The following is a 21,204-nucleotide window of genomic DNA, read 5'->3' on the forward strand; positions in this document are numbered from 1 at the left end:
TTACGACCAATCCCCCTTTAAAGAACCGGTCACTCTCATTACTCAATGGATTACGATCAATCCATAGCCGAAGGCTAAAGACGTTCAATCCTAATATCCAGCACTGTTTTTACTTATTTGGTCAGGATTGTCAGCAGATTATGAGGCTTTTTCAGGGGGTGTAAATCTTTGGTGAGGGCGGAGAATGCGGCGGAACGGACTAAAACATGATTAAATTGGTATTTTAATACTGAATTAGAGTTGCAAGAGGACCAAAGCGGTGCGATAAATCTCCGACAGTGAAGACGTGACTAAATTGCGCATAATTAGTAATATGCGTTTATTCACGAGGAGGAACGTGCAATGGCCTTTGAAAAAATTAAGATAGAGCTGCCGACGGATGAGTATTATGAAGCCGAGGTGAAATGCCGCAATTCCTGTCCGGTAAGTACGGACGCGCGGGGCTATCTGATGGCCACGGTGGCCGGAAAATATGAAGAAGCCTATGCCATTTCGCGCGCAACCAATCCTTTTGCATCGATTTGCGGAAAAGTATGTGGTGCCCCGTGTGAAAAAGGATGCCGCAGATCGGATGTCGACGAGGCGGTGGTGATTCGGAATATCAAAGGATTTCTAACCGATAAGCACGGACCTGAAGCGGGGGATCTCAAGACCCCGCTGACCTATTCGATTGCCCCGGGATCGGTTGAGCCCGAGCTGAACGGAAAGTCTGTGGGCATTGTCGGCGGCGGCTGTGCGGGTTACACGTGCGCGCACGATCTGGCGCGCCTGGGCTACGCGGTAACGATTTACGAGCGCTGGGAAAAATCCGGCGGACAATTGGTGCAGGGGGTTCCGGTCAACCGGCTATCGCGTAAAGTGGTTGCCGATGAGCTGGCGTCTATTGAACTGTTTGAGAACATCGAAGTGAAAAACGGTGTGGATGTCGGTACGGACATCACGTTCCAGGAGCTGGAAGAAAAACACGATGCGGTTTTCATTGGTGTCGGCCTGGCCAAAGGTAAAAAAATCCCGCTTCCGGGAGCCGATCATGAAGATGTGCACATCGGTTTGCCGTTCCTGTTTGATTTTAATATGCGTGAAAAGTGGGACCTGACGCAGCACCGTTCGATTGTGATCGGCGGTGGTGATGTGGCTTTCGATGTGGCGCGCTCGGCATTGCGCTGCGGATCGCCGGATGTGCAGCTGGCGTGTCTTGAGCGCGAGCATCTGAACGAAATGACCGGATCGCTCGAAGAGCGCGAAGGCGGCCGCCGCGAGGGGGTAACCATTAACGACGGCTGGGGCCCGCGTGAAATTGTCATTGAAAACGGGAAGATTAAAGGCCTGCTGGTCAGCAAGGTGATTCGTGTTTTTGATGAAGATGGAAAATTTTCTCCGCAGATGGAGGACGAGACGCGCCTGATTGAAGGCGATAAGGTCTTTTTTGCCGTCGGTCAGGGTTCCGATCTGGCTTTTCTTGAAAACTCGGGGGTTGAGATGACGCCTCAGGGTTGGGTGAAGGTTGAAAACGAGGAAACGCTGCAGACCAGTAAGCCGAATGTTTTTGTGGGCGGTGATATTGCGCACGGCCCGAAGCTGTTTATCGATGCGGTCGCTTCCGGCAGCAGGGCGTCGCAGGGGATCCATGCATATATTACCGGGCAGGCTCCGCAGTCGCTCAAACGTAAAATCACGTTCACGGATCTTCCGGAGTATGGAAGGCGTTCGGTGTATGTGGATGATGAGCGGGACGAGCGGGAGGAACTGCCGGTCAAGCCGGCGGAACAGCCCGAGTTTAATTCCACCGTTGAGTATCCGGACGAGGAAGCCAAAGAGCAGGCCGGCCGCTGTCTGGAGTGCCACATCCATCCGACCTTTGAAGGGGATATCTGCATTCTCTGCGGCGGCTGTGTTGATGTGTGCCCGTCCTATTGTCTGTCGATGAAGACGGTGGACCGCGTGGACGGGGGCGAGGATTTGAAAACGCTGGCGACGATGGAGTTCGGCAGTATGGAGGTGGCGGAGGCGGAAGGATCGGTCATGCTGTTTGATCCGCTGAAGTGCATCCGGTGCGGCATGTGTGCACAGAAGTGCCCGACGGGCGCGTGCAAAATGTCGGTGAATGAATTTGAAGATTGTTTTGCGTAGGATAAAGCCATGCTGGTGATGACGATCATTCTGCTGATTACGACGACCATTCTGGGCGGCATCTTTTTTGTGCTGTTCCGCTGGGCGGTCAAGGATGGCCAGTTTGATGATCCGGAGGAAGCCAAGTATGTCATTTTTCGCGAAGAGGAAAAACCCGCAGAGGGTGCCGTTGACGGAGGAAATAAATAATGTCAGAAGAAAAAAAAGAAGGTAAGAGCCGGCGCGAGCTGATCACCATGGGTTCGGCATTCGGCCTGATGGGGTTGGCGGCTGCCGGAGCGGGCGGTGCACTGTTTAAATATATGATGCCGGTGGTTTCATACGGGACCCCGCAGAAATTTCTGGTGCCGGTGAAAGATCTTCCGGATGTCGGCGATGAACTGATCTTTGATGATATGAAAGTGATTCTGCGGCGCGTGGATGAAAACAAAGTGGCCGCGATTTCGCTGGTCTGTACGCACCTTGGCTGCACCGTCAATGTGGTGGAAACCGGATTTCAGTGTCCCTGCCACGGTTCACAGTATGACACCGACGGCATTGTGGTCGGCGGTCCGGCGCCCAAGACGCTGCCGTGGCTGGAGATCAAACCGGTCCCGGGCGGACAGCTGGAAATCGATACCGGTACGGCGCTGCCTGAAGGTACAAATTTTGAGATAGCCTAATTGCTTCATCTTGTAAGGGGATAGCTGATGGATGAATTGAAAAAACAGATGAAGGAATTCGGGGATAAGCTGTATTATTCCTTTTTCCGGCATCGCATGGATAATACGGGTTTGACCAAATCCAAGATTATGTTCAGCAACGTGCTGCTGCATATTCAGCCGGTCAAAATTCACAAACGTTCGGTAAAGTTTAAAACCACGATGGGGCTGGGGCTGATTACCTTCTACCTCTTTCTGCTGTTGGCAACGACCGGTATTCTGCTGATGTTCCACTATGTGCCGTCGACGGCGATCGGTCCCGACGGGCTGCCGGATGCCTACAGCCGCATGGTCAATCTGCGTTCGAATGTTTTCTGGGGTGATTTTCTGCGGAATATGCACCGCTGGTCGGCCCACGGAATGGTGGCTTTTGTTGCGCTGCATATGCTGCGGGTCTATCTGGCCGGTGCACACCGCGGCGGGCGGGAGTTCAACTGGGTGATCGGCTGTATCCTCGGTCTGCTGACCGTGTTCCTTTCCTATACCGGTTACCTGCTGCCGTGGGACCAGCTGGCCTTCTGGGGCGTCAAGGTCGGTACGGAAATTGCGAAAATTGCTCCGGGCGGGGCGTTGATCCGTGCCGTATTGCTGGGCGATACCGATGTGGGTGCTGAGGCGCTGATCCGTTTCTATGTGCTGCATGTCGCCGTGCTTCCGAGTGTGATGGGCTTTTTGATTGCCGTTCACTTTTTCCGCATCCGAAAAGACGGCGGGCTGGCCCGTCCGGCGGATACCTCGAAAGAAAAACAGATTCCGGATGAAGAGTTCGGCGAAGTGAAAAACAACTCGGTGTTTAAATCGGCCCGCAGTTACAAGCTGGTGGAGATCGTTAAAGGCAACGAGCCGAAGGTGAATGAAGAGGTTGATCAGATGATGTTCGCCTGGCCCAAACTCATTGTTCGCGAAGTGATGGTTTTTGCCGGCCTGATGGTCGTGATGAGCCTGATTTCCGTATTTTTTGATGCGCCGCTTGAAGGTCCGGCGGATCCGAATCATCCGACCAACCCGGCGAAAGCACCCTGGTATTTCCTGGGCTTGCAGGAACTGACTTCCTACGACGGATTTATCGGCGGCGTTGTGATTCCGGGGATTCTGGCCGGCGGCGTGATGTTCCTGCCGTACATCGAAATTTTTCTCGAAACATTCACCAAAACCTATCGGAAGAATATTCCGGGGGTATGGTTTGCGCGTGAGCGCTGGATTGAGAATGCGCTCTTTATCGGCATGTATCTGTTTATGCTTACACTGATTATTATCGGCGTGTATTTCCGCGGTGAAAACTGGGCGATTGCTTATCCCTGGGTGGAACAGGCTGCCGGAGGAGGACACTGAGATGATTAAGGATTATCGTATTCTTCTGTTTATCGGTCTGCTGGGGATGGTGCTGCTCGGGCTGGCGATTCGTAAAGGGTTTGATGAGGATTATATCCGCTATCAGAAAGCCTATTATGAAGCGCTCGGTGAAGATTTTCCGGGTCCCGTTGTTAAGCAGGTGAATGTAAAGACGCCTTCTTCTATGCTGGTGGATCGCTGTCAGAGCTGCCATATCGGTGCCGCCAATCCCGAGGCCCGGGATTTCGAAATGCCGCTGACCGCTCACCCGCCGATCGTGCCGGGGGCTTCGGAAGACCCGCATGATTTCAATAAAATCGGCTGTGCGGTTTGTCACGATGGTTCCAGCCGCGATCTGGATGAGCATCTTGCCCACGGTGAAGCACACGGCTGGATCGCTCCGCTGGTGAGTGGAAAAATTGCGCAGGCCAACTGCGTGCGCTGCCATGCGATGGAGAGCGGTCATCTGGCCGGAGCTGAACAGTTCGAAAAAGGGCGGGAGCTCTTTCTGGAAAAAGCCTGCTGGGGCTGCCATACCGTGGCCGGCGTTTCCACGTCGTCGCAGGCACCGGAGTTATCAAATGCGGGCGGAAAATTTACGTTTGATTATCTGTATGAATCGATCGTTCATCCGAAGGCCAATGACGCCAATTCAAAAATGCCCGAATTTGACTGGGTGCACGACCATGAAACGGTTGTGGCGCTGGCAACCTATCTGAAAGGCTTGCAGGAAACCAAGTTGCGTTCCGAAGAAACGGCTCCGATCGGATATATTAAACCGAAAGCGGATGAAGTCCGGATTCAGGAAGCCAGTGTGGACGCCGGGCGGGCATTGTTTGCCGGTGTTCCGTACGAAGGTTCCATTAATCGCGGCGGCTGTGTCAACTGTCATGCGTTTCGCAATGATGAAGGTCAGCTGGCCGGCGGTCATATCGGTCCGGAGCTGACCTGGTCGATCCGCAACCGCGGGAAAGACTATGTGCGCGATCATATCGTCAATGCCCGGGAGCATGTGGCCGATTCCATTATGCCGACCTTCAAGGACTATAATGACGCCGAGCTGGACAGCCTGGTGATGTTCCTTTCGAGTTTTGACTACAAACTCGCTTCGGATTCAAAGGCGCAGCTGCTGTATGATACGTACTGCATTTCCTGCCACGGCGAAGATCTCGACGGTCGCGGTGTGATTTCCGATATGCTGGATCCGCTGCCGCGCGATTTCAGCCGTCACCAGTTTGTGAGTGCCTATGAAGAGCGCTTCAAACATTCGATTCTTAATGGTGTGGCCGGTACGGCGATGCCGGCCTGGAAGAATACGCTGAGCGAAGACGATGTGGAACTGCTCGTTGGTTTTATCCACGAAAAGGCACTGGAAAACGCGCCCGATAACTTCAGGCGTGTGGAGGCCGCCCTTCCGAAGGTTGGCGATGCCGACCGTCGCGACTGGAGAAATAAAGGTAAGGTGGTTAAGGCCGGTGACGTTGAAAACGGCGGCTCCGCATTCCAGCAGTACTGCACATCGTGCCACGGAAAACTGGCAAATGGAAAAGGTCCGAATGCATACAACCTGCACCATCCGCTGCCGCGGAATCTGCTGAATAAAGCATTTATGAATCAGGAAGGAATGACCGATGAGCGTCTTTATCAGTCGATCCTGCTGGGGGTTGCCGGCACACCGATGCCGTCGCACGATCATCTGTCGGATCAGACCATAATTGATATTATCGCCTACATCCGCGCGAATACCGAGGAGGCTGAATAATGAAACAAGATACTGCTGCAAAAACGATGGTGATTGCATCGTGCGTCTACTTCGGTATGGCGCTGACTATGGGCCTGTTGACCGCGCTGAAATTTGTGGTACCAACGGTCGGGGAAATTGAATATCTCTCGATGCCGCGGGTCCGGATGATGCATACCAACCTCAATCTGTTCGGCTGGCTGCTGCAGGCGAATATGGGGATTCTGTTCTGGGTGCTGCCGCGCATTCTGCATACCCGTCTCTTTTCCGAAAAACTCGGGGTGGCGATGGGGGTGCTGTATAATATTGCCGTTGTCGGCGGCATTGTTTCCATTGTGCTCGGAAATGCGAAAAATGTTGAATACGGAGAAATTCCGCCGCCGTTTGATTACCTGATTGCAACCTGCTGGGTGATGTTTGCCATTAACGTTTTCGGAACGGTCATGATCCGTAAAGTGAAATACCTCTACGTTACGGTCTGGTATACTCTCGGTGCCGTCATCTGGACGACGTTTGTCTATATTACCGGCAATATGTTCAGTCAGATGCCGATGGTGGCCGGTGTGAATCAGGCCAACCTGATCTGGTTCTACGTGCACAATGCGGTAGGCCTGATCTTTACCCCGCTGGGTGTGGCGATTGCCTATTACATGATCCCGAAACAGCTCGATACCCCGATCTATTCGCATAAACTTTCCATGGTCGGATTCTGGGTGATTTCTTTTGTCTATGTCTGGACCGGTGCTCACCACATGATTCACGGCCCGCAGCCGCACTGGCTGCAGACGGTTTCGATCATTTTCTCGTTCAGTCTCATCATTCCGGTAATGGCGGTCATCACCAACTTCTTCGGGACCTTTGCCACCGCGCCGCGGGGCACCCGGATGAAAGGACCGATTCCGAAGCTGCTGATGATGGGGACGGTTTACTACATCTTCACCTGTCTGCAGGGACCGTTTCAGGCCATCCGTTCGGTTAACGAAATCACGAGTAAAACCGACTGGGTGGTCGGGCATGCCCATATGGCTCTGTTCGGGGCGTTCTCCTATTTTGCCATGGCGGGTATTTATTACGTTGCACCGAAATTGGCGGGGCGCAAACTCTATTCCGAAAAAATGGGCGATACCCAGTTCTGGCTCATGACGCTGGCCAGCGTTCCGTTTTTTGCGGTGCTGTGGATCGGCGGGGTTATCCAGGGCTTTGCCTGGCTGAATCCGGAAAACACCTTTGTGGATACTTTGGCGGCATTGAAGCATGCCCACTGGATGCGTTTCTCAACCGGTGGACTGATCTTTATCGCGTACTTCCTGTTCCTGTATAACATTCTGCAGACGTTCTTCGGTAAATATCCGGAAGAGGCGGAGGAACAGGAAGCGGCAGAAGCAGAAACCGCAGCAGTGCAGTAAGAGGAAATGATTCATGAAAATTGATGTAGAGAAAAGCTTACTTTGGACCTCGGTCGGGGCCTTTGCCATTTTTGCTGTCGGGGCTGTGTGCACCACGGTTCTTCCGCCGATCGTGTCGCCGCTGATGTATAAAACCGATCACGATGTCCATGAATACACCGAGCAGGAACAGCGGGGCATAGCCATCTATAAACGCGAAGGCTGTGTATATTGCCACACGCAGCAGGTGCGTCATCTCGATTCCGATAAAAGGCGTTACGGATGGCGTCTGGTTGAAGCGCCTCCCTCCGAATCCTGGGAGTATGTCAACGACAAGCAGCATTTCCTCGGTACCAAACGCACCGGGCCGGATCTGGCCCGTGTGGGGGGGAAATATTCCTCAGAATGGCATTATGCGCATTTCAAAAATCCGCGCGATATGGGGGATAAATTCCCCGACCGCAAAGGGATTTTTGAAAAAGCCTCCATCATGCCGTCGTTTGCCTATTTAACCGATGAAGAGATCGCCGATCTGACGGCCTATCTCCAGACCCTCGGAAGAAATAAAAACTGGCGCGTGGATAAAGATGGAAATCCGCTGAACGACTACGAAAAATAACGGGGGCTGAAAGGAGTACACGATGGCTGAAGAAAAAAAATACGATTTTGAGACGACCACAGAAATTAAACAGGGTCATGCGGATATCGGAAAATTCAATGTCGCAATTGAGATTATTCTGACCATCGTATGCATTGTTTACCTGATCCTGAACTTCAATCCCTAGGCCCGGTCCGGTCGACGACGAATTAATGGCTGGAGATCTTTATACGAAGCGGCGCAGACTCATTCAGACGCTCAGCGTTCTGGTGCTGCTGAGCATACCGTTTCGGTTTTTCTGTTTTGATCTCGATGGCGAATGTATTCGGCTCTTCGGAGCTGAGTTTGGGCTGGCCACGATGTTTTATCCGCTGTTCGGCATTGTTGCTTTGCTGTTGTTGGTGGTGGGCATGGGGATGAAAAAGGGCCGGCTTTTCTGCTCCCACCTTTGCCCGATGCACCTGTTTCTTGAAAAAGTAAACCGCCCGAAAAACGGGAGTGCATCCCATCGGAAAGGGATCGTTTGGCTTTGGTCGCTGCTTTTTTCGGTGATGCTGACTGAAGTGATTCTTTCATTTTTCCAGCCGCTGGAAAACCAGATTAAGCTGGCCGCTTCCGGAAATCTTCCAATCCTTGGAACCGGCGTTGCACTGTTCGGCGGTTTTATGTTCCTTTTTGTGGGGTATCAGGAACGGTTCTGTAAGAAAGGCTGTCCCTATGCGCTGATTCAGATGCTGCTGCAGTCGGATCTAACCCGGACGATGAAATTTGCGAATCGGGAAAAAACCTGTACGAACTGCCGGAAATGCGAAGACATCTGCCCGATGAATTTACGGGCCCGTTTTGAAAGCAAAGGGCCCGATTGTACCAACTGTAATCTCTGCGCGGAAGCGTGTACCACGGAGTTGGGGAAGGGCAATACGCTGTTCCATTTCCACGATCCGGAACCGGAAACTGCAGTACAGTAAATCAGCTCCGTTTTCCGGTGGCGCAGTCAAATTGCGTTGAAACCGAAAACACCATTAAGTCGGAGAAATGACATGAGATCGGGATATCTTTTCATTGCCGGGCTGTTGCTGACCGGGTGCGTATACAAAGCCGGTCCGGACAAGGCCGGGCTGAAACCGACGGTCTGTACCGTTAATTATCCGCTGGCCTATTTTGCGGAGCGTATTGCCGGAGATCAGGTTGAACTGGTCTTTCCCGAAATGGATGGCGATCCCGCATTCTGGGAACCGAAACCTGCACAGGTTTCCGCATTTCAGAAAGCGGATCTCATTCTGCTCAACGGGGCGGACTATGCAAAATGGATTCCTGCGGCTTCGCTTCCGCAGGACCGCACGGTCAATACTGCTGCGGGGTTGGAGGCTGATTTTATTGCGCTCGATGGTACCGGAAGTCATGCCCATGGTGCGGGCGGGGCCCATGTGCATGGAGATATTGCATTTACGCTTTGGCTGAATCCCGAATTGGCGATGCAGCAGGCCGAAGCGGTTTATGAGGCCCTCTCTCCGATTGTGGAACTGAGGGAAGAGGCGCTGGGAAAACTGATTGCCGATCTTGAAGAGCTCGATACAGAGCTGGCGCAGGTTTTCCAATCACTGGAAGACCGGCCGCTGTTGGGGTCGCATCCCGTTTATCAGTATCTGGCTGCGCGGTACAACCTGACCATGGAGAGCGTGCACTGGGAGCCGGACAGTGAACCGGATCAGGCGATGTGGCGCGAGCTGGAGGATATTCTCGAAACGCATCAGGCCGATGTCATGTTCTGGGAGGACGAGCCGTTGCCGCAGGTGAAAAAAGCGCTGGCCGGAAAAGGCATAAAAAGTGTGGTCTTCAATCCTTGTGGAAACCGGCCGGATGACGGCGATTTTATGACGGTAATGCACGCCAATCTCGCCGCGGTGAAAACGATAAAATAGTCGGAGTTTGACGGCGATGCTATACTCACCCGGAAATCCGGAGGGATCGGCCATGAAAAATCTGTTTATCGTTTTAATGCTGTTATGCGGTGTGGCCGGAGCCGGGCAACTGCAGCTGCAGGACGGAACCGTCTTTCGTAACGTTGCCATTATTTCCGCCCGCCCTGACCATATGCTGATTGTTCACGACGGTGGCGGCAGTCAGATTTATTTCAAGGATCTTACGGCGGATTCGCTTTCGGCCGCGCAGTGGGAAAAGGTGAAAACGGAGTTGCAGCGCTACGAGGCGCAACAGGCGCGCCTGGCGGAGGCGGAAGCCCGTCGCAGTGCCCAGCGCGAAAAAGGGTTGATTCAATTTGAAGGAACCTGGATGAGTCCGCAGGAAAAAGAAGAGCTGCTTCACCGCCGGGCGGAACAGCGGCTGCAACTTGAAAAACAGCGCATTCAGCTGGCGAGGGAACGGGCTGCTCTTGAAAGGGAAAAAATCGATACTGCGCGGGCTCGTTATCTTCTGGGTGAGGAGAGCCATCGGAGGACCACCATTTCTTACGGTTATTCCACATCCTGCCGCGGTGATTTTTTTTACAGGTCTATGAAATCGGCACCGGTGAAGTCGCCGCATCGTCGAAATAGAATAATCAGAACAGAAAAGAATAATCCCTACATCTGCACCGATACCGCGGCTTTTTATAACCGGACTCCGCTGAACCGCTGAGTCTTCCCTTTTTCCAAGGGTTGGAATTGTATTTGCAGTGAAGGGTGATAGGGTTTCGCATAATTATGGAACAGCTTATTGCCGCAATCATTCTCGGAGCCGGAATCGGTTTCACCGCCATCCCTCACTGCTATGCGATGTGCGGACCGTTACATGTCTCGGTTTGTGCTCTGCACCGGGAAAACAGCTTGAAAGCGTTATCGCTGTTCAATCTGGGTCGGATTGCGGGGTATACGCTCGCGGGCATTTTGTTTGGAGCATTCGGAGAGTTCATTAACATCGGTCCCGCACATTTCTGCTGTCAGGTTGGACTCAATCCGGTCCGCGGGGCTCTGCTGTCGCTGCTGTTTCCCGGTGTGATCATGTTTTTCATCGCGTTTTATGCCTTCCGCCGTAAAGGCCTCAAAGCGCCGAAAAGCAACTGGTTGTCGCGTTTTTTCAGCGGAGGGCTGGGGAAACTGACCGTCGGCGGTGCATGTACTTCGCTGATTCCGTGCGGGATGCTCTATGCCGCGTTTGCCATGGCGGTCGGGCAGGGCAGCTGGTGGAAAGGCGGAGCATTCATGCTGGCTTTTGTGGTCACTCAGACCTTCTTTATGCAGCTGGGTGTTTCGCTCGGCCGGCTGGTCGATAAAAAATGGGGGGCTCGTTTTGAAAAAGCGTTTCCCTGGATCTGCCTGATGATCGGTATTGTGTATTGCGTGCTTTTTGTGCTTCGAATCTCTCCGGCGGAAAATGGCTGATCACTGCATAGTCTGTAACCGAACCGTCCCGGGCGGCGAGGGCGACTTCTGCTGCCCCGGCTGTGCTGCTGTGCACGTCATTATCGGTAAAATGGAGTTGGAAGGCGCCGAGCGGGATGAGCGGATTGCGCAGCTGCTGGAAGGGGTTTTTCCTGACGGGCGGGAAGTGGAATCGGAGGAGAAGGAGATCGAAAACGGTCAGGATCTCTGTTTTCTCGTGGGCGGCATGGTCTGTCCGGCCTGTTCCTGGCTGGTGCATAACAGCCTCGGAAAACTTCCAGGGGTTGGAAATGTGAACCTCAACTTTATTGCGGAAACGTGCACCCTTTCCTATGCCCCGATGCAGGTCGGTAAGGATACGATTCAGGAAAATATCGAAAAAATCGGCTATAAGTTTTACGAAGGCGAGGACGCTGAACGCGATTCATTTGATTATTTCCGTTTCGGCGCCGGCTGGTTTTTTGCGCTGAACAATATGATGATTTCGTTTGTCGTCTATTCAGCCGAAAGCTGGGATGTGCCGTTTGCCATGCAGCTGGTCTGTTCCATTCTGCTTGCGGGATTCGGCACTCTGGTTCCGTTTTATGCCGCAAAAACCACGATGCTTATGGGCTGGCGTCAGATTGTTGCGCGTCAGTTCCGTATGGAGAGCCTCGTGGTGCTCTCCACTTCTGCGGCCTGGATTTATTCCGTGTATTCCATGGTCACGGGCGATTTTGCACATCTCTATTTTGATGTGGTCACATTGCTGCTGATGCTGATCGAGACGGGAAATCTGATTTCCGGTTCGTTTTACAAAAAGTTGAGCCGCCGTGTCAGTTCACTTTCCTGGCAGCTGCCGAAAAAAGCGCGGATTCCCAGTGTTGACGTAGACGAAGATTATGCCGCGGTCGAGGCCCTGGAGCCCGGTGCTGAATTTCTGGTGAAACGCGGCGAGTTTGTTCCAACCGATGGAATTCTGATGGGACCGGCTGAGTTTGATTTCAGTCTGATCACCGGAGAGTCGCACGGGGTCTCGCTGGAGCAGGGCCACTATGTCGGTGCCGGGGCCAAATTACTATCAGAACATTCCCGGCTGTCGGTGCCGGCCGGCGGGCAGAGCAACCTCATTAAAAAGATTGTTGAAAGCACCATTGAGGCTTTCAATACCCGCAAGAAGCAGTTGTCGTTCGGCGATAAAATCAGCCAGTATTTTGTGCCGATTGTGGTGGTGCTGGCGTTGGCGGTGCTGGCGGGCAATTTGTTCTGGGGCGACCGTTCTGAAGCCATTATTCGTATGCTCAGTGTGCTCATTGTGGCGTGTCCGTGTGCTTTCGGGATTGCCGAGCCGCTGGTGCTGACGGCCGCCATTGAAAAAGTGCGCGGGCTGGGTATTCAGATTTTCAACGGAGCGGTGCTGGCGCTTAAACCGGCCGTGGCGGTTTTCGATAAAACAGGAACCCTGACCCGCGGGGCGCCTGAAGTGCATAAGATCGTCTGGCTCACGGAAAAGGATCCGGAAAAACTCGATCTGCTGGCTTCGCTTGAAAATGGAATTGAACATCCTATTGCCCGTGCACTCGCGGGGGTCGGAGCTCCGAAACCGGTGGAGGAACGGACCATTGCGCGTACCGTGGTTTCGGGGAAAGTGGATGGAAAGCATTATGTTGCCGGCAGTGCCGATCTTTTTCCGGATGTCGGCATTCCGCCGGATCTGCGGGATTCAACCCTTGTTATGTTCGGAACGGCGGAGCAGTGCGACTGCATTGTCGGACTTAAAGATACGATCCGGGATGAGTCCCGAAGCCTGATTGATGATCTCAAACGCAACGGCGTCAAACCGTACATTTTTTCCGGCGATCGAAAACCTGTTGTTGAGCAGGTGGCCGCCGAGCTGGGGATTGAACACTATGTCGGTGAAATGGGCAGCGGAGATAAACAGAAAGAAATTGCCGCCCTTCAGGAGGGCGGAAACAGCGTGCTGATGGTCGGTGACGGGATTAACGATGCTCAGGCGCTGGCGGCGGCCGACTTCGGCCTCGCTGTATTTTCCGGACAGATTCCTGCGAAGATGAGTGCCGACGGGGTGTTCATGGTTCCGGAGATTGGAAAACTGTCGGACCTGCCTTTTATGCAGCGCAAGGTGCGGCATAAGATTCGTTTAAATTACGGCTGGGCGTTTGCGTACAATATCACCGGGATGTTTCTTGCCGGTGTCGGCTGGCTGTCCCCGAAATACTGTGCCGTCGGGATGGTTTTTTCCAACCTGGTTGTCATCTTCAACTCGGTCTACGGCATGAATCTGCCGAAAGCGGTTCATTCAAAAAAATGATGCCCGGCTTATAACGAATCGTCTGTGTCTTCTTCGTCGTCTGCCGAGGTCTGTTCCGGGAGGCCGGCGGTTTCGAACGATTCCCATTTGTCGATCAGGGAAGAGGGGGAGGCGATATCGCGCCAGACCATTTTCCCGTCGAGTCCTTCAATGCCGACGCGGAACCATGCGCCCAGAACGCGTCCCTTACGGCGTCGGCCGTGGTCATCCCATTCGCCGAACCCTTCAATGTCTGTGGAGATTCCATCCGTGCTTTCCGTATCGCCGCCTTTCTTTGAAGGATTGAGGAGGCTCCGTTCGATCTGATGGTCGACGATAACGGCGGCTTCTGAGTTCAGGATGACCTCCTCGCGTGTCACCATGATGGGAATAGTTTCCGAGCAATAACGGAATTTGTTGGTCAGAACGGTGTCGAAGTAGTCGTTCTCTGCACTGGAAAAAAGACTGTCGGGAATAATGTACTGTTCCTGTTCGTAGAAAATTTTGCTTTCAACGGTGATATTCTCTATCGGAAATAGATTCTGATTACGGAGCGTAATTTCATACCCTTCGGCTTGCAGATAAACGGCGTTATACTCTTCGTAATCCTCCAGAATAATCACGTTGTGGGTCGGAGTCCGTTTTCCGGGAATCTGGATGGCATCCATGTAATAGGGGGTAATGTTCTGCTCATGCTTTAGATTGGCCCAAGTCTCTTTTTTGAGTTTCATTTTAAAGCGCAGGAGGGAGCTGAATCCTTCGACCTGATTCCAGTGCAGCACATAGGCCTGATCTGCCGCACTGAATGTTTCCAGCGGAACTTTTCCACTTTTTTCAAGCAATACTTCCTGGGTTAAGAAATCATATTTTGCGATGCGGTCGGTGAGGGTTTTCCCGGCGTTGTTGGTGAAGGTGCGGGGCTCCATTGAATCAAGCTGGGCGAAGACCGCTGATGAGCCGATGAGAAAACAGCCGAGGATACGTTTCATCAAAGTTCTCCCTCTTCGTCCTGCAAAATGGCATCCATGGCATCATCAATGGTCTGGTCGAGCAGATTGCTGATTCGAGGCATGCCTTTTAAAAACCGGAACCGTCCGTCGACCATTTTGCTGAGGTTTTGAAATTTGATATCGGATGTCATCATGGAGGCTTTCTCAGCGGTATAATTTGCTGCGCCGTTCCCCTGAAGCAGCACAAAGTTGAAGCGGGGAAAACCGAGGTTGCGGTAGTTATCCATTACGATGACAAAAAAGGATTCGAGCACTTCGTCCAGCGTATAACGTGTCTCGGAGGGCATCATACCGACCGCCTGCTGATCCTCAGCCAGCGGGGCGGCCGGAAGCTCGACGTTGTTGTCATAAAGGATTTCATCCCAGTCGCGGACCACTTTGGGCTGCATTTCAGCTTCGTAGCGGGCCTGGTTTTCGAGTTCCAGCATTTTGATGGCTACGGTGCGCAGCTCATCATATTCCGCCAGATAGCCCTCCCATTCTTCCGCGAAGGTCTCATCTTCAAGAAAATATTTGATACGGCGCTTCTGGTACTCTTTAAACATGTCTTTTTTCAGGAAGTAGGAAAGGCCGTAGTTCATCGAGGTGATGTTGCCCCAGTCGGCCGTCAGCAGAAAAATGATTTCCGGTTTCTGCTCGATGGCCGCCTGCATCCCTTTCATCCATCCGGTAATATCGTTGTTGGCCATGGGAATATCATAGGCCCGTTTAGGCGTGTAGTTTACAAATTCATTGGGGAGGCCGACAAAATCGAGGTTGGTATTGATTCCGCCGACCCATTCGATGACGTTGGTTTTGGCGGTGGGGGTGGCTGGAATCATATTGGCATTGAACAGGGCAACCTGTTCATCGTCGAAAAGGATGACGTTGAACAGGGTGGCGGAGCGCATGCTGCCGACCACTTCGCGTAAATCTTCGTGAACCATGTTATACGATTCAATTCCGCCGCGGTCGTCGAAGAGCATCGAACGGGATGCATCCACCACGACCACCACTTTTTCGGCTTTGCCGCGCGTTCCGAAAAAGTCGACCGAAGAAATTCCGAAATTGACGTCGCGGTATTTTGAATTGAATTCCAGCGTCCGGTCCATCTGTACAAAGTTGGTATATCCGCTTTTGAACGTGGGCATTGGGGCCATTTTAACATATTCGCCCTGTTCAGGAATATTAACGAGCTGCGGCGCATTGGCGGTGATTCGGGTGGTCGTTCGGGATTTGGGTTTGGACATCTGCTCCATGAACGGTTGCGCTTTGACCGGCATCTGGAGTTTTCGGCGCTCCAGTTTCGGCCGCTGTTTCTCGACCTGAAAAGCGGCACCTTGCTTCTGGTAATATTTCAATGCAACCACGCCGCCTGCCACGAGAATGAGAATCGCATGCAGCGCAATACTGAGGATTGCCGCACTCGAATTCGCAATGCGTTTCTTTGTTTTCTGAACTTCCATACGCTCCCTACCGCAATACAAGGACTCAAGAACTGGAAAAGTTTACGCGAAGCCCTCCGCCAAAGTCAAAGCAATCGAAAAACAGGTTCCCATTTAACATGGGCGGACGGGGGAATAAATCGGCAGAGGGCTGCATTTTCTTTTTGCTTCCAACCATCGGCGATTCGACCTATAAGTTCAGGCACTTTGAATTCCAACCTTTGGAAATTGTACTTATGGAACAGGATCAGAAATTCGAAAATGATGTGCTTTTTAAACCGGCGGTCGGCACCGGGTTTGCGGTGGCCTCGGGACTTTCCTTCTTTTTTCTCTGTATGATTCTGCCGCTGGTTGGGCCGGCGGGAAGCCGGGTGGAACATGCCGGTCAGAATAAAGTGGCATTTCTTGCTGTACTGATTCTTACGTTTGCACTGGCTTCCTTTTCCGTTTTTTCGAAAATGGGACGTCGAAAAATTGACGGCTCGCCATTGCCGCTGTTTTCATTCGGTTTGAGCGGGATCTGTCTTTTGATGCTGGTTATTCTGCTGTTCGACGGATTCGCGATCTGACTTTGAATTCGCTCGTGACCTGAAAAAGGTCAGGATGCCCGGGCGTTTCGAGGCATCGGCTCATCGAATGTTTCAAGGACAGAAACGTTCGTCTCTTTTTGTGCCGATGGACTTTCTTCAAGGGCCCGGCGCATGGCTTCGGCGGCCCGCTGCGGCTTAACCCGGAAACGATGGCGCGGCCGGTTGTTTTCGATTACCGTTGGGTTTTTCACGCCGGCGAGCAGGCGGCGGGCAAGGGTGTAGTTTACGGATGAAAAAAATGCGACCCAGTGGCTGCTCAGCCAAGGTGTAAGGACGGGAACGGGCAGCATCAGCCGGTGCAGACCGCGCAGTTTTGCATATTCTTTCATCAGGTCCCGATAGGAGAGGCAGTCTTCTCCGCCGATTTCAATGATTTCACTGTGCCAGATCGGAATTTCCAGGGATTGGAAAAGATAGGCGAGCAGATCGTCGATGCCGATGGGCTGGGCTTTGGTGCTTACCCAGCGCGGCATAATCATCAGCGGAAGATGCTCGGTGAGGTCGCGGATCAGTTCAAACGAAAGGCTGCCGTTGCCGAGGACAATGGAAGCGCGCAGTTCAAGGGTGGGAATGCCGGAGTGCCGCAGAATATAACCGACATCCTGCCGGCTGCGCAGGTGGGGGGATAGATTATCCTCACTGTTGCCCAGTGCGCCGAGATAGATGATCCGTTTCACGCCGGCGCTGCGCGCCATATGGGCGAAATTTTCGGCGGCTTGGATCTCTTTTTCCTCAAAACCGCGGGTTTCATGAAGGAAATGGACCAGAAAATAGGCGGTGTCGACACCGCAGAATGCGCGCCAGAGGGAGGCGCGTTCGAGCAGGTCGCCTTTAAAGGCGGTTATATTCGGGGCTGAAACGTTTAATCGTGAAGGATCTCGAACGATACACTTGATTTCATGACCGGCCGCGGCGAGTTCGGGGAGCAGTTTTGAACCGATGTAGCCTGTAGCTCCCGTCAACAGAATCTTGTGTTTTTTCATGTGATATCCTCCTGCTTTTTTATTCGTTCGGGCGATACGGCGGTTGCTTACAGATTAAGTGCCTGAGAGTGGAAGCAGTGGTTTCGGCGATTGCGCCGGCGTTTTGAAACGGTTACATTCTGAACCGTGAAAAAAATCGGTGTCATTGTGAATACGAAACGCCCGCGGGCGGAGCATGTGCTAAGTGAGCTGCGAGATCTTGCGGCAGCGTTTGATTTTCGGCTTTTTACAGAAAAGCCGGAAATGGCGGAGGCGTTGAACGCTGAACTGCTGCCGGCCTCTGAATTCGGAAGACAGGTCGATGTGGCTCTGGCGCTGGGCGGGGATGGAACGGTGCTTTACACCGCACTGGCTCTGCACGGTTCCGGGGTGCCGATTATGGGCGTGAATCTCGGCAGTCTTGGATTTCTCACCAGCGTGAGTGATTCGGAAATTCGTCCGGCTCTGGAGGCCATAAAAAACGGGACGTGCAGTGTTTCCGTTCGGGATGTGGCGGAGTGCCGGGTTTTCCGAAACGATGAATTGATCGGCGTGCAACGTTCGCTGAATGATGTTGTGCTGGGCTGGGGGGCGTCGTCGCGCATTAACACATTCAATCTGGTCATCGACGGTGAGAATGTCAGTTCGTTCATGTGCGACGGTATGATTGTTTCAACCCCTACGGGCAGTACCGCGCATTCGCTGTCGGCGGGCGGGCCGATCCTGCATCCCGGCGTGCTCGGATTCGGCATCAATGTAATTTGTCCGCATACGCTGGGTTCACGGCCGTTGGTGGTGCCGAATACAAGTTGTATTGAGATCCGGGTGGTGAAGGCGGTAAAAGAACTGATTCTGTCTATTGATGGACAGGATGAGTTTTTAATGGAGCAGGGCGGACGGATTGAAATCCGGCGCAGTGAGCACGGCGTACAGTTCCTGCAGTTGGAAAACCACAGCTATTTTTCAGTCCTTGCCCAGAAGCTGCATTGGCGCGGTTCAAGTCTTTGAGGAATCGCCGGGCGGTATCGGGGCTGATCGGTTTGTTCTCCTTTCCCTGAAAAAACGTAATGTCAAAACATGTAAATGGTGGTCATATTAATGGCTTATTATTTATCGATAAATAGGTATTGAATTACTAAAATGGTCGGAGTATCTATTTAGTTTCAATTCATGTACAAGCATGTACATGTTTTAAAATTTCACCGAAACTGGAGAGATGAATGGATGCTGTGTTACTGGCGCGTATACAGTTCGCGTTAACGATCATGTTCCACTATATCTTCCCGCCGCTGACGATTGGTCTGGGCTGGATGATTTTTATGTATAACACGCGTTATCAGGAAAACGGGAATCCCATTTTCCGACAACTGGCGCATTTCTGGACGAAGGTATTCGCAATTTCGTTCATCATCGGGGTGGCAACCGGTATCGTGATGGAATTCCAGTTCGGGACGAACTGGGCCGGCTATTCGCGTTTTGTGGGGGATATCTTTGGTGCTCCGCTGGCGGCGGAGGGTGTTTTCGCCTTTTTCCTGGAATCGAGTTTCCTCGGTATTCTGCTCTACGGCCGCAAGCGCGTGTCGCAGAAGCTGTACTGGTTCTCCAGTTTCATGGTGGCGCTGGGAGCAACGATGTCGGCCTTCTGGATTGTGGTGGCCAACTCGTGGCAGCAGACTCCGGCGGGATTTGAAGTTGTCACCGAAACTGTGAACGGGGTGGTCATTCAGAAAGCCGTACTTACGAACTTCTGGGAGGCTGTGTTTAATCCGTCCACACTGCCGCGCTACTCCCACGTCATCACCGGTGCATTGACCGTTGGCGTATTTTTCATTCTCGGTACGTCCGCCTGGCAGGTCGTGAAAGAGCGCAATGTGGAGTTTTTCCGTACGTCTATGCGCACCGCCGTTATTCCGGCGTTTATGGTGATTATGATTACCATGTTTGTGGGACATAAACACGGCCACCAAGTCGCGGAAACCCAGCCGGCCAAGCTGGCGGCCTTCGAAGGAATCTGGGAAAGCGGCCCCAACGCGCCGCTCATGCTGTTCGGTCTGCCGGATCAGGATGCCGAGAAGAACCACTTTGCCATTCGGATTCCCGGGATGGTCAGTCTGATGGTCGGCGGTCGTTTTGATACGGAAATCCAGGGGCTGAAAGACTTTCCGAAAGAGGACCGCCCGCCGGTGGCCATTTCATTCTGGGCGTTTCACCTGATGTTCTACATGGGGATGTGGATGGCTTTTGTTGCATTCATCGGCGTCATTTTCTGGCTCAACAAGAAGCTGCTCGACCATCAGCTTTACCTGAAAATCTGTGCCATCACGGTGCCGATTCCATTCCTCGCCAACGAAGTGGGCTGGGTGGCTGCCGAAGTGGGGCGCCAGCCGTGGGTGGTTTATAATCTGTTGCGTACAAAAGAAGCTGTTTCCAAATCCGTTCCGGCGGGACAGGTGCTCGCTTCCATCATCATGTTTTCCATTATCTATGCGTTGCTTTTCGGCCTCTGGATTTATCTGCTGAAAAACCAGTTTGCCAAGGGGCCCGAATCCATTGAAGCCCTTGAAGGGGAGGTTGAATAATCATGGAAGCATTGCAAATTATCTGGTTTCTGCTCATCGGGATTCTCGTTATCGGGTATTCGATTCTCGACGGATTCGATCTGGGCGTTGGCTTTTGGCACCTCTTCGCCAAAAAGAAAGGGGAACGCACGGCGTTCATTCATTCGATCGAGCCGTTTTGGGACGGTAATGAAGTCTGGTTGCTTACTGCCGGCGGTGCGCTTTTTGCCGCATTTCCGCCGGTTTATGCCACCGTGTTCAGCGGGTTTTATCTGGCGATGATGCTGGTGTTGCTTGGGCTGATCTTTCGCGCGGTGGCCATCGAATTCCGCAACAAGATTGAATCCGAAAAATGGGTGAAGGCATGGGATATTGCTTTCTCGTTCGGCTCGATTCTGCCCTCCATTCTCTACGGCGTTGCCATTGGCAACATTCTCCAGGGACTGGAACTCAACGCCATTGGTGACTATACCGGCGGATTTTTCGCCCTGCTGAACCCGTTCGCGCTGTTCTGCGGGATTGTCGGTCTGGCCATGTTTGCGCATCACGGTGCGCTTTATCTGGCCATGAAGCTCGAAGGCGAAACAGCAGAGCGGGCCGGGAAATGGGCGCAGAAAACCTGGTATATATTTCTGTTCACCTTTATGCCGACCCTGGCTTACGGCGTTAAATTCTGCATCAGCGGGGACTACAAGTTCGTCTGCATGCTTCTTATTGTTTTCGCGCTGATCAGCAATTTCCTGGCTTTTGCGTTCAACAAAAAAGGTAAAGCCGTAGCCGCTTTTCTGTCTTCCTCGGTTACGATCGGGCTGGTTATGCTGTCCGTTGCTGCGGCGCTTTTCCCGAATATCGTGCCGTGCACCAACGAGCCGGACTGGGGACTCACCGTTTTCAATGCGTCCTCCTCGATGCGCACCCTCGGCTGGATGCTGGGCATTGCCCTCATCGGTATGCCGCTCGTGCTGGGCTACACCTGGTTCATTCACCATGTCTTCCGGGATAAGGTAAAAGTCCATAAAGATTAAGTTCGGCATCTATTCTTCCGGTGGTATGTTTTCCGGTCGATGGACGAAAGCCTGAACCAATTGAAAAAGCGGCTGCCG

Annotated in this window: 20 protein-coding genes; 17 read left to right on the forward strand and 3 right to left on the reverse strand. The window is 52.7% G+C overall.

The genetic code is table 11. The features are described from left to right. Positions 1-342 precede the first annotated feature (342 nt). The 13 genes from P9H32_RS12465 to P9H32_RS12525 all read left to right on the forward strand — a co-directional run bounded on the left by P9H32_RS12465 (position 343) and on the right by P9H32_RS12525 (position 13,578). A complete protein-coding gene (locus P9H32_RS12465; protein WP_322609226.1) occupies positions 343-2,130 on the forward strand; it encodes an FAD-dependent oxidoreductase in 1,788 nt (595 codons plus the stop codon). Positions 2,131-2,139: 9 nt separating this feature from the next. After that, the gene (gene ccoS / locus P9H32_RS12470) at positions 2,140-2,319 is read left to right on the forward strand and encodes a cbb3-type cytochrome oxidase assembly protein CcoS (RefSeq protein ID WP_322609227.1); all 180 of its coding nucleotides are present in this window, start codon (positions 2,140-2,142) and stop codon (positions 2,317-2,319) included. Then, positions 2,319-2,792, forward strand: coding sequence for a QcrA and Rieske domain-containing protein (locus P9H32_RS12475; protein WP_322609228.1), 474 nt, complete (start codon positions 2,319-2,321; stop codon positions 2,790-2,792). The genes ccoS and P9H32_RS12475 overlap by 1 nt, the downstream gene beginning before the upstream one ends. Positions 2,793-2,819: 27 nt before the next feature. Further along, the gene (locus P9H32_RS12480; protein ID WP_322609229.1) at positions 2,820-4,163 is read left to right on the forward strand and encodes a cytochrome b N-terminal domain-containing protein; all 1,344 of its coding nucleotides are present in this window, start codon (positions 2,820-2,822) and stop codon (positions 4,161-4,163) included. A gap of 1 nt (position 4,164) precedes the next feature. Next, entirely contained in the window at positions 4,165-5,925 is a 1,761-nt protein-coding gene (locus P9H32_RS12485; protein ID WP_322609230.1) for a c-type cytochrome, read from the forward strand. Beyond that, complete coding sequence (locus P9H32_RS12490; RefSeq protein ID WP_322609231.1) at positions 5,925-7,310, forward strand: cbb3-type cytochrome c oxidase subunit I; 1,386 nt, start codon at positions 5,925-5,927, stop codon at positions 7,308-7,310. The genes P9H32_RS12485 and P9H32_RS12490 overlap by 1 nt, the downstream gene beginning before the upstream one ends. 13 nt (positions 7,311-7,323) lie before the next feature. Beyond that, complete coding sequence (locus P9H32_RS12495) at positions 7,324-7,908, forward strand: cbb3-type cytochrome c oxidase subunit II (protein ID WP_322609232.1); 585 nt, start codon at positions 7,324-7,326, stop codon at positions 7,906-7,908. Positions 7,909-7,930: 22 nt separating this feature from the next. Beyond that, positions 7,931-8,074 (forward strand): hypothetical protein, encoded by a 144-nt coding sequence (locus P9H32_RS12500; RefSeq protein WP_322609233.1) that lies wholly within the window; start codon positions 7,931-7,933, stop codon positions 8,072-8,074. A gap of 25 nt (positions 8,075-8,099) precedes the next feature. Continuing rightward, on the forward strand, positions 8,100-8,855 hold the full coding sequence (locus P9H32_RS12505; RefSeq protein ID WP_322609234.1) for a 4Fe-4S binding protein: 756 nt from the start codon (positions 8,100-8,102) through the stop codon (positions 8,853-8,855). Between the two features lie 72 nt (positions 8,856-8,927). After that, entirely contained in the window at positions 8,928-9,809 is an 882-nt protein-coding gene (locus P9H32_RS12510; protein WP_322609235.1) for a metal ABC transporter substrate-binding protein, read from the forward strand. Positions 9,810-9,861: 52 nt separating this feature from the next. Further along, positions 9,862-10,524: a hypothetical protein gene (locus P9H32_RS12515; protein WP_322609236.1), complete on the forward strand. Its 663-nt coding sequence runs from the start codon at positions 9,862-9,864 to the stop codon at positions 10,522-10,524. Between the two features lie 65 nt (positions 10,525-10,589). Beyond that, positions 10,590-11,267, forward strand: a complete 678-nt coding sequence (locus P9H32_RS12520; protein ID WP_322609237.1) for a sulfite exporter TauE/SafE family protein — start codon at positions 10,590-10,592, stop codon at positions 11,265-11,267. Next, positions 11,260-13,578: a heavy metal translocating P-type ATPase gene (locus tag P9H32_RS12525; RefSeq protein ID WP_322609238.1), complete on the forward strand. Its 2,319-nt coding sequence runs from the start codon at positions 11,260-11,262 to the stop codon at positions 13,576-13,578. The genes P9H32_RS12520 and P9H32_RS12525 overlap by 8 nt, the downstream gene beginning before the upstream one ends. An 8-nt stretch (positions 13,579-13,586) precedes the next feature. Here the strand turns inward: P9H32_RS12525 and P9H32_RS12530 are convergent, their stop codons facing one another. After that, entirely contained in the window at positions 13,587-14,546 is a 960-nt protein-coding gene (locus P9H32_RS12530) for a hypothetical protein (protein ID WP_322609239.1), read from the reverse strand. Further along, complete coding sequence (locus tag P9H32_RS12535) at positions 14,546-16,012, reverse strand: vWA domain-containing protein (RefSeq protein WP_322609240.1); 1,467 nt, start codon at positions 16,010-16,012, stop codon at positions 14,546-14,548. The genes P9H32_RS12530 and P9H32_RS12535 overlap by 1 nt, the downstream gene beginning before the upstream one ends. Positions 16,013-16,110: 98 nt before the next feature. On the opposite strand from P9H32_RS12535, the gene P9H32_RS12540 reads away from it, so the two are divergent. After that, the gene (locus P9H32_RS12540; RefSeq protein WP_322609241.1) at positions 16,111-16,560 is read left to right on the forward strand and encodes a hypothetical protein; all 450 of its coding nucleotides are present in this window, start codon (positions 16,111-16,113) and stop codon (positions 16,558-16,560) included. A gap of 29 nt (positions 16,561-16,589) precedes the next feature. Here the strand turns inward: P9H32_RS12540 and P9H32_RS12545 are convergent, their stop codons facing one another. Beyond that, the gene (locus P9H32_RS12545; RefSeq protein WP_322609242.1) at positions 16,590-17,564 is read right to left on the reverse strand and encodes an NmrA family NAD(P)-binding protein; all 975 of its coding nucleotides are present in this window, start codon (positions 17,562-17,564) and stop codon (positions 16,590-16,592) included. Positions 17,565-17,711: 147 nt separating this feature from the next. On the opposite strand from P9H32_RS12545, the gene P9H32_RS12550 reads away from it, so the two are divergent. From P9H32_RS12550 to cydB, 3 genes are all read left to right on the forward strand, one after another. Beyond that, positions 17,712-18,551 carry an NAD(+)/NADH kinase gene (locus tag P9H32_RS12550; protein ID WP_322609243.1) on the forward strand — a complete coding sequence of 280 codons (840 nt, stop codon included), beginning with the start codon at positions 17,712-17,714 and terminating at the stop codon, positions 18,549-18,551. A gap of 212 nt (positions 18,552-18,763) precedes the next feature. Further along, the gene (locus P9H32_RS12555; protein WP_322609244.1) at positions 18,764-20,122 is read left to right on the forward strand and encodes a cytochrome ubiquinol oxidase subunit I; all 1,359 of its coding nucleotides are present in this window, start codon (positions 18,764-18,766) and stop codon (positions 20,120-20,122) included. 2 nt (positions 20,123-20,124) lie between these two features. Further along, complete coding sequence (gene cydB / locus P9H32_RS12560) at positions 20,125-21,126, forward strand: cytochrome d ubiquinol oxidase subunit II (RefSeq protein ID WP_322609245.1); 1,002 nt, start codon at positions 20,125-20,127, stop codon at positions 21,124-21,126. Positions 21,127-21,204: the final 78 nt, after the last annotated feature.

Source organism: Pontiella agarivorans, from assembly GCF_034531395.1.
GTDB lineage: Bacteria > Verrucomicrobiota > Kiritimatiellia > Kiritimatiellales > Pontiellaceae > Pontiella > Pontiella agarivorans.

Excerpts from the sequence above, each read along its gene's own strand:
- P9H32_RS12525 (WP_322609238.1), top strand. The coding sequence starts at position 11,260 with ATGGCTGATCACTGCATAGTCTGTAACCGAACCGTCCCGGGCGGCGAG.
- P9H32_RS12535 (WP_322609240.1), bottom strand. The coding sequence starts at position 16,012 with ATGGAAGTTCAGAAAACAAAGAAACGCATTGCGAATTCGAGTGCGGCA.
- P9H32_RS12490 (WP_322609231.1), top strand. The coding sequence starts at position 5,925 with ATGAAACAAGATACTGCTGCAAAAACGATGGTGATTGCATCGTGCGTC.
- P9H32_RS12540 (WP_322609241.1), top strand. The coding sequence starts at position 16,111 with ATGGGCGGACGGGGGAATAAATCGGCAGAGGGCTGCATTTTCTTTTTG.
- P9H32_RS12555 (WP_322609244.1), top strand. The coding sequence starts at position 18,764 with ATGGATGCTGTGTTACTGGCGCGTATACAGTTCGCGTTAACGATCATG.
- P9H32_RS12465 (WP_322609226.1), top strand. The coding sequence starts at position 343 with ATGGCCTTTGAAAAAATTAAGATAGAGCTGCCGACGGATGAGTATTAT.
- P9H32_RS12480 (WP_322609229.1), top strand. The coding sequence starts at position 2,820 with ATGGATGAATTGAAAAAACAGATGAAGGAATTCGGGGATAAGCTGTAT.
- P9H32_RS12500 (WP_322609233.1), top strand. The coding sequence starts at position 7,931 with ATGGCTGAAGAAAAAAAATACGATTTTGAGACGACCACAGAAATTAAA.
- P9H32_RS12505 (WP_322609234.1), top strand. The coding sequence starts at position 8,100 with ATGGCTGGAGATCTTTATACGAAGCGGCGCAGACTCATTCAGACGCTC.
- P9H32_RS12520 (WP_322609237.1), top strand. The coding sequence starts at position 10,590 with ATGGAACAGCTTATTGCCGCAATCATTCTCGGAGCCGGAATCGGTTTC.
- P9H32_RS12545 (WP_322609242.1), bottom strand. The coding sequence starts at position 17,564 with ATGAAAAAACACAAGATTCTGTTGACGGGAGCTACAGGCTACATCGGT.
- cydB (WP_322609245.1), top strand. The coding sequence starts at position 20,125 with ATGGAAGCATTGCAAATTATCTGGTTTCTGCTCATCGGGATTCTCGTT.
- P9H32_RS12515 (WP_322609236.1), top strand. The coding sequence starts at position 9,862 with ATGAAAAATCTGTTTATCGTTTTAATGCTGTTATGCGGTGTGGCCGGA.
- ccoS (WP_322609227.1), top strand. The coding sequence starts at position 2,140 with ATGCTGGTGATGACGATCATTCTGCTGATTACGACGACCATTCTGGGC.
- P9H32_RS12530 (WP_322609239.1), bottom strand. The coding sequence starts at position 14,546 with ATGAAACGTATCCTCGGCTGTTTTCTCATCGGCTCATCAGCGGTCTTC.
- P9H32_RS12510 (WP_322609235.1), top strand. The coding sequence starts at position 8,928 with ATGAGATCGGGATATCTTTTCATTGCCGGGCTGTTGCTGACCGGGTGC.
- P9H32_RS12475 (WP_322609228.1), top strand. The coding sequence starts at position 2,319 with ATGTCAGAAGAAAAAAAAGAAGGTAAGAGCCGGCGCGAGCTGATCACC.
- P9H32_RS12485 (WP_322609230.1), top strand. The coding sequence starts at position 4,165 with ATGATTAAGGATTATCGTATTCTTCTGTTTATCGGTCTGCTGGGGATG.
- P9H32_RS12495 (WP_322609232.1), top strand. The coding sequence starts at position 7,324 with ATGAAAATTGATGTAGAGAAAAGCTTACTTTGGACCTCGGTCGGGGCC.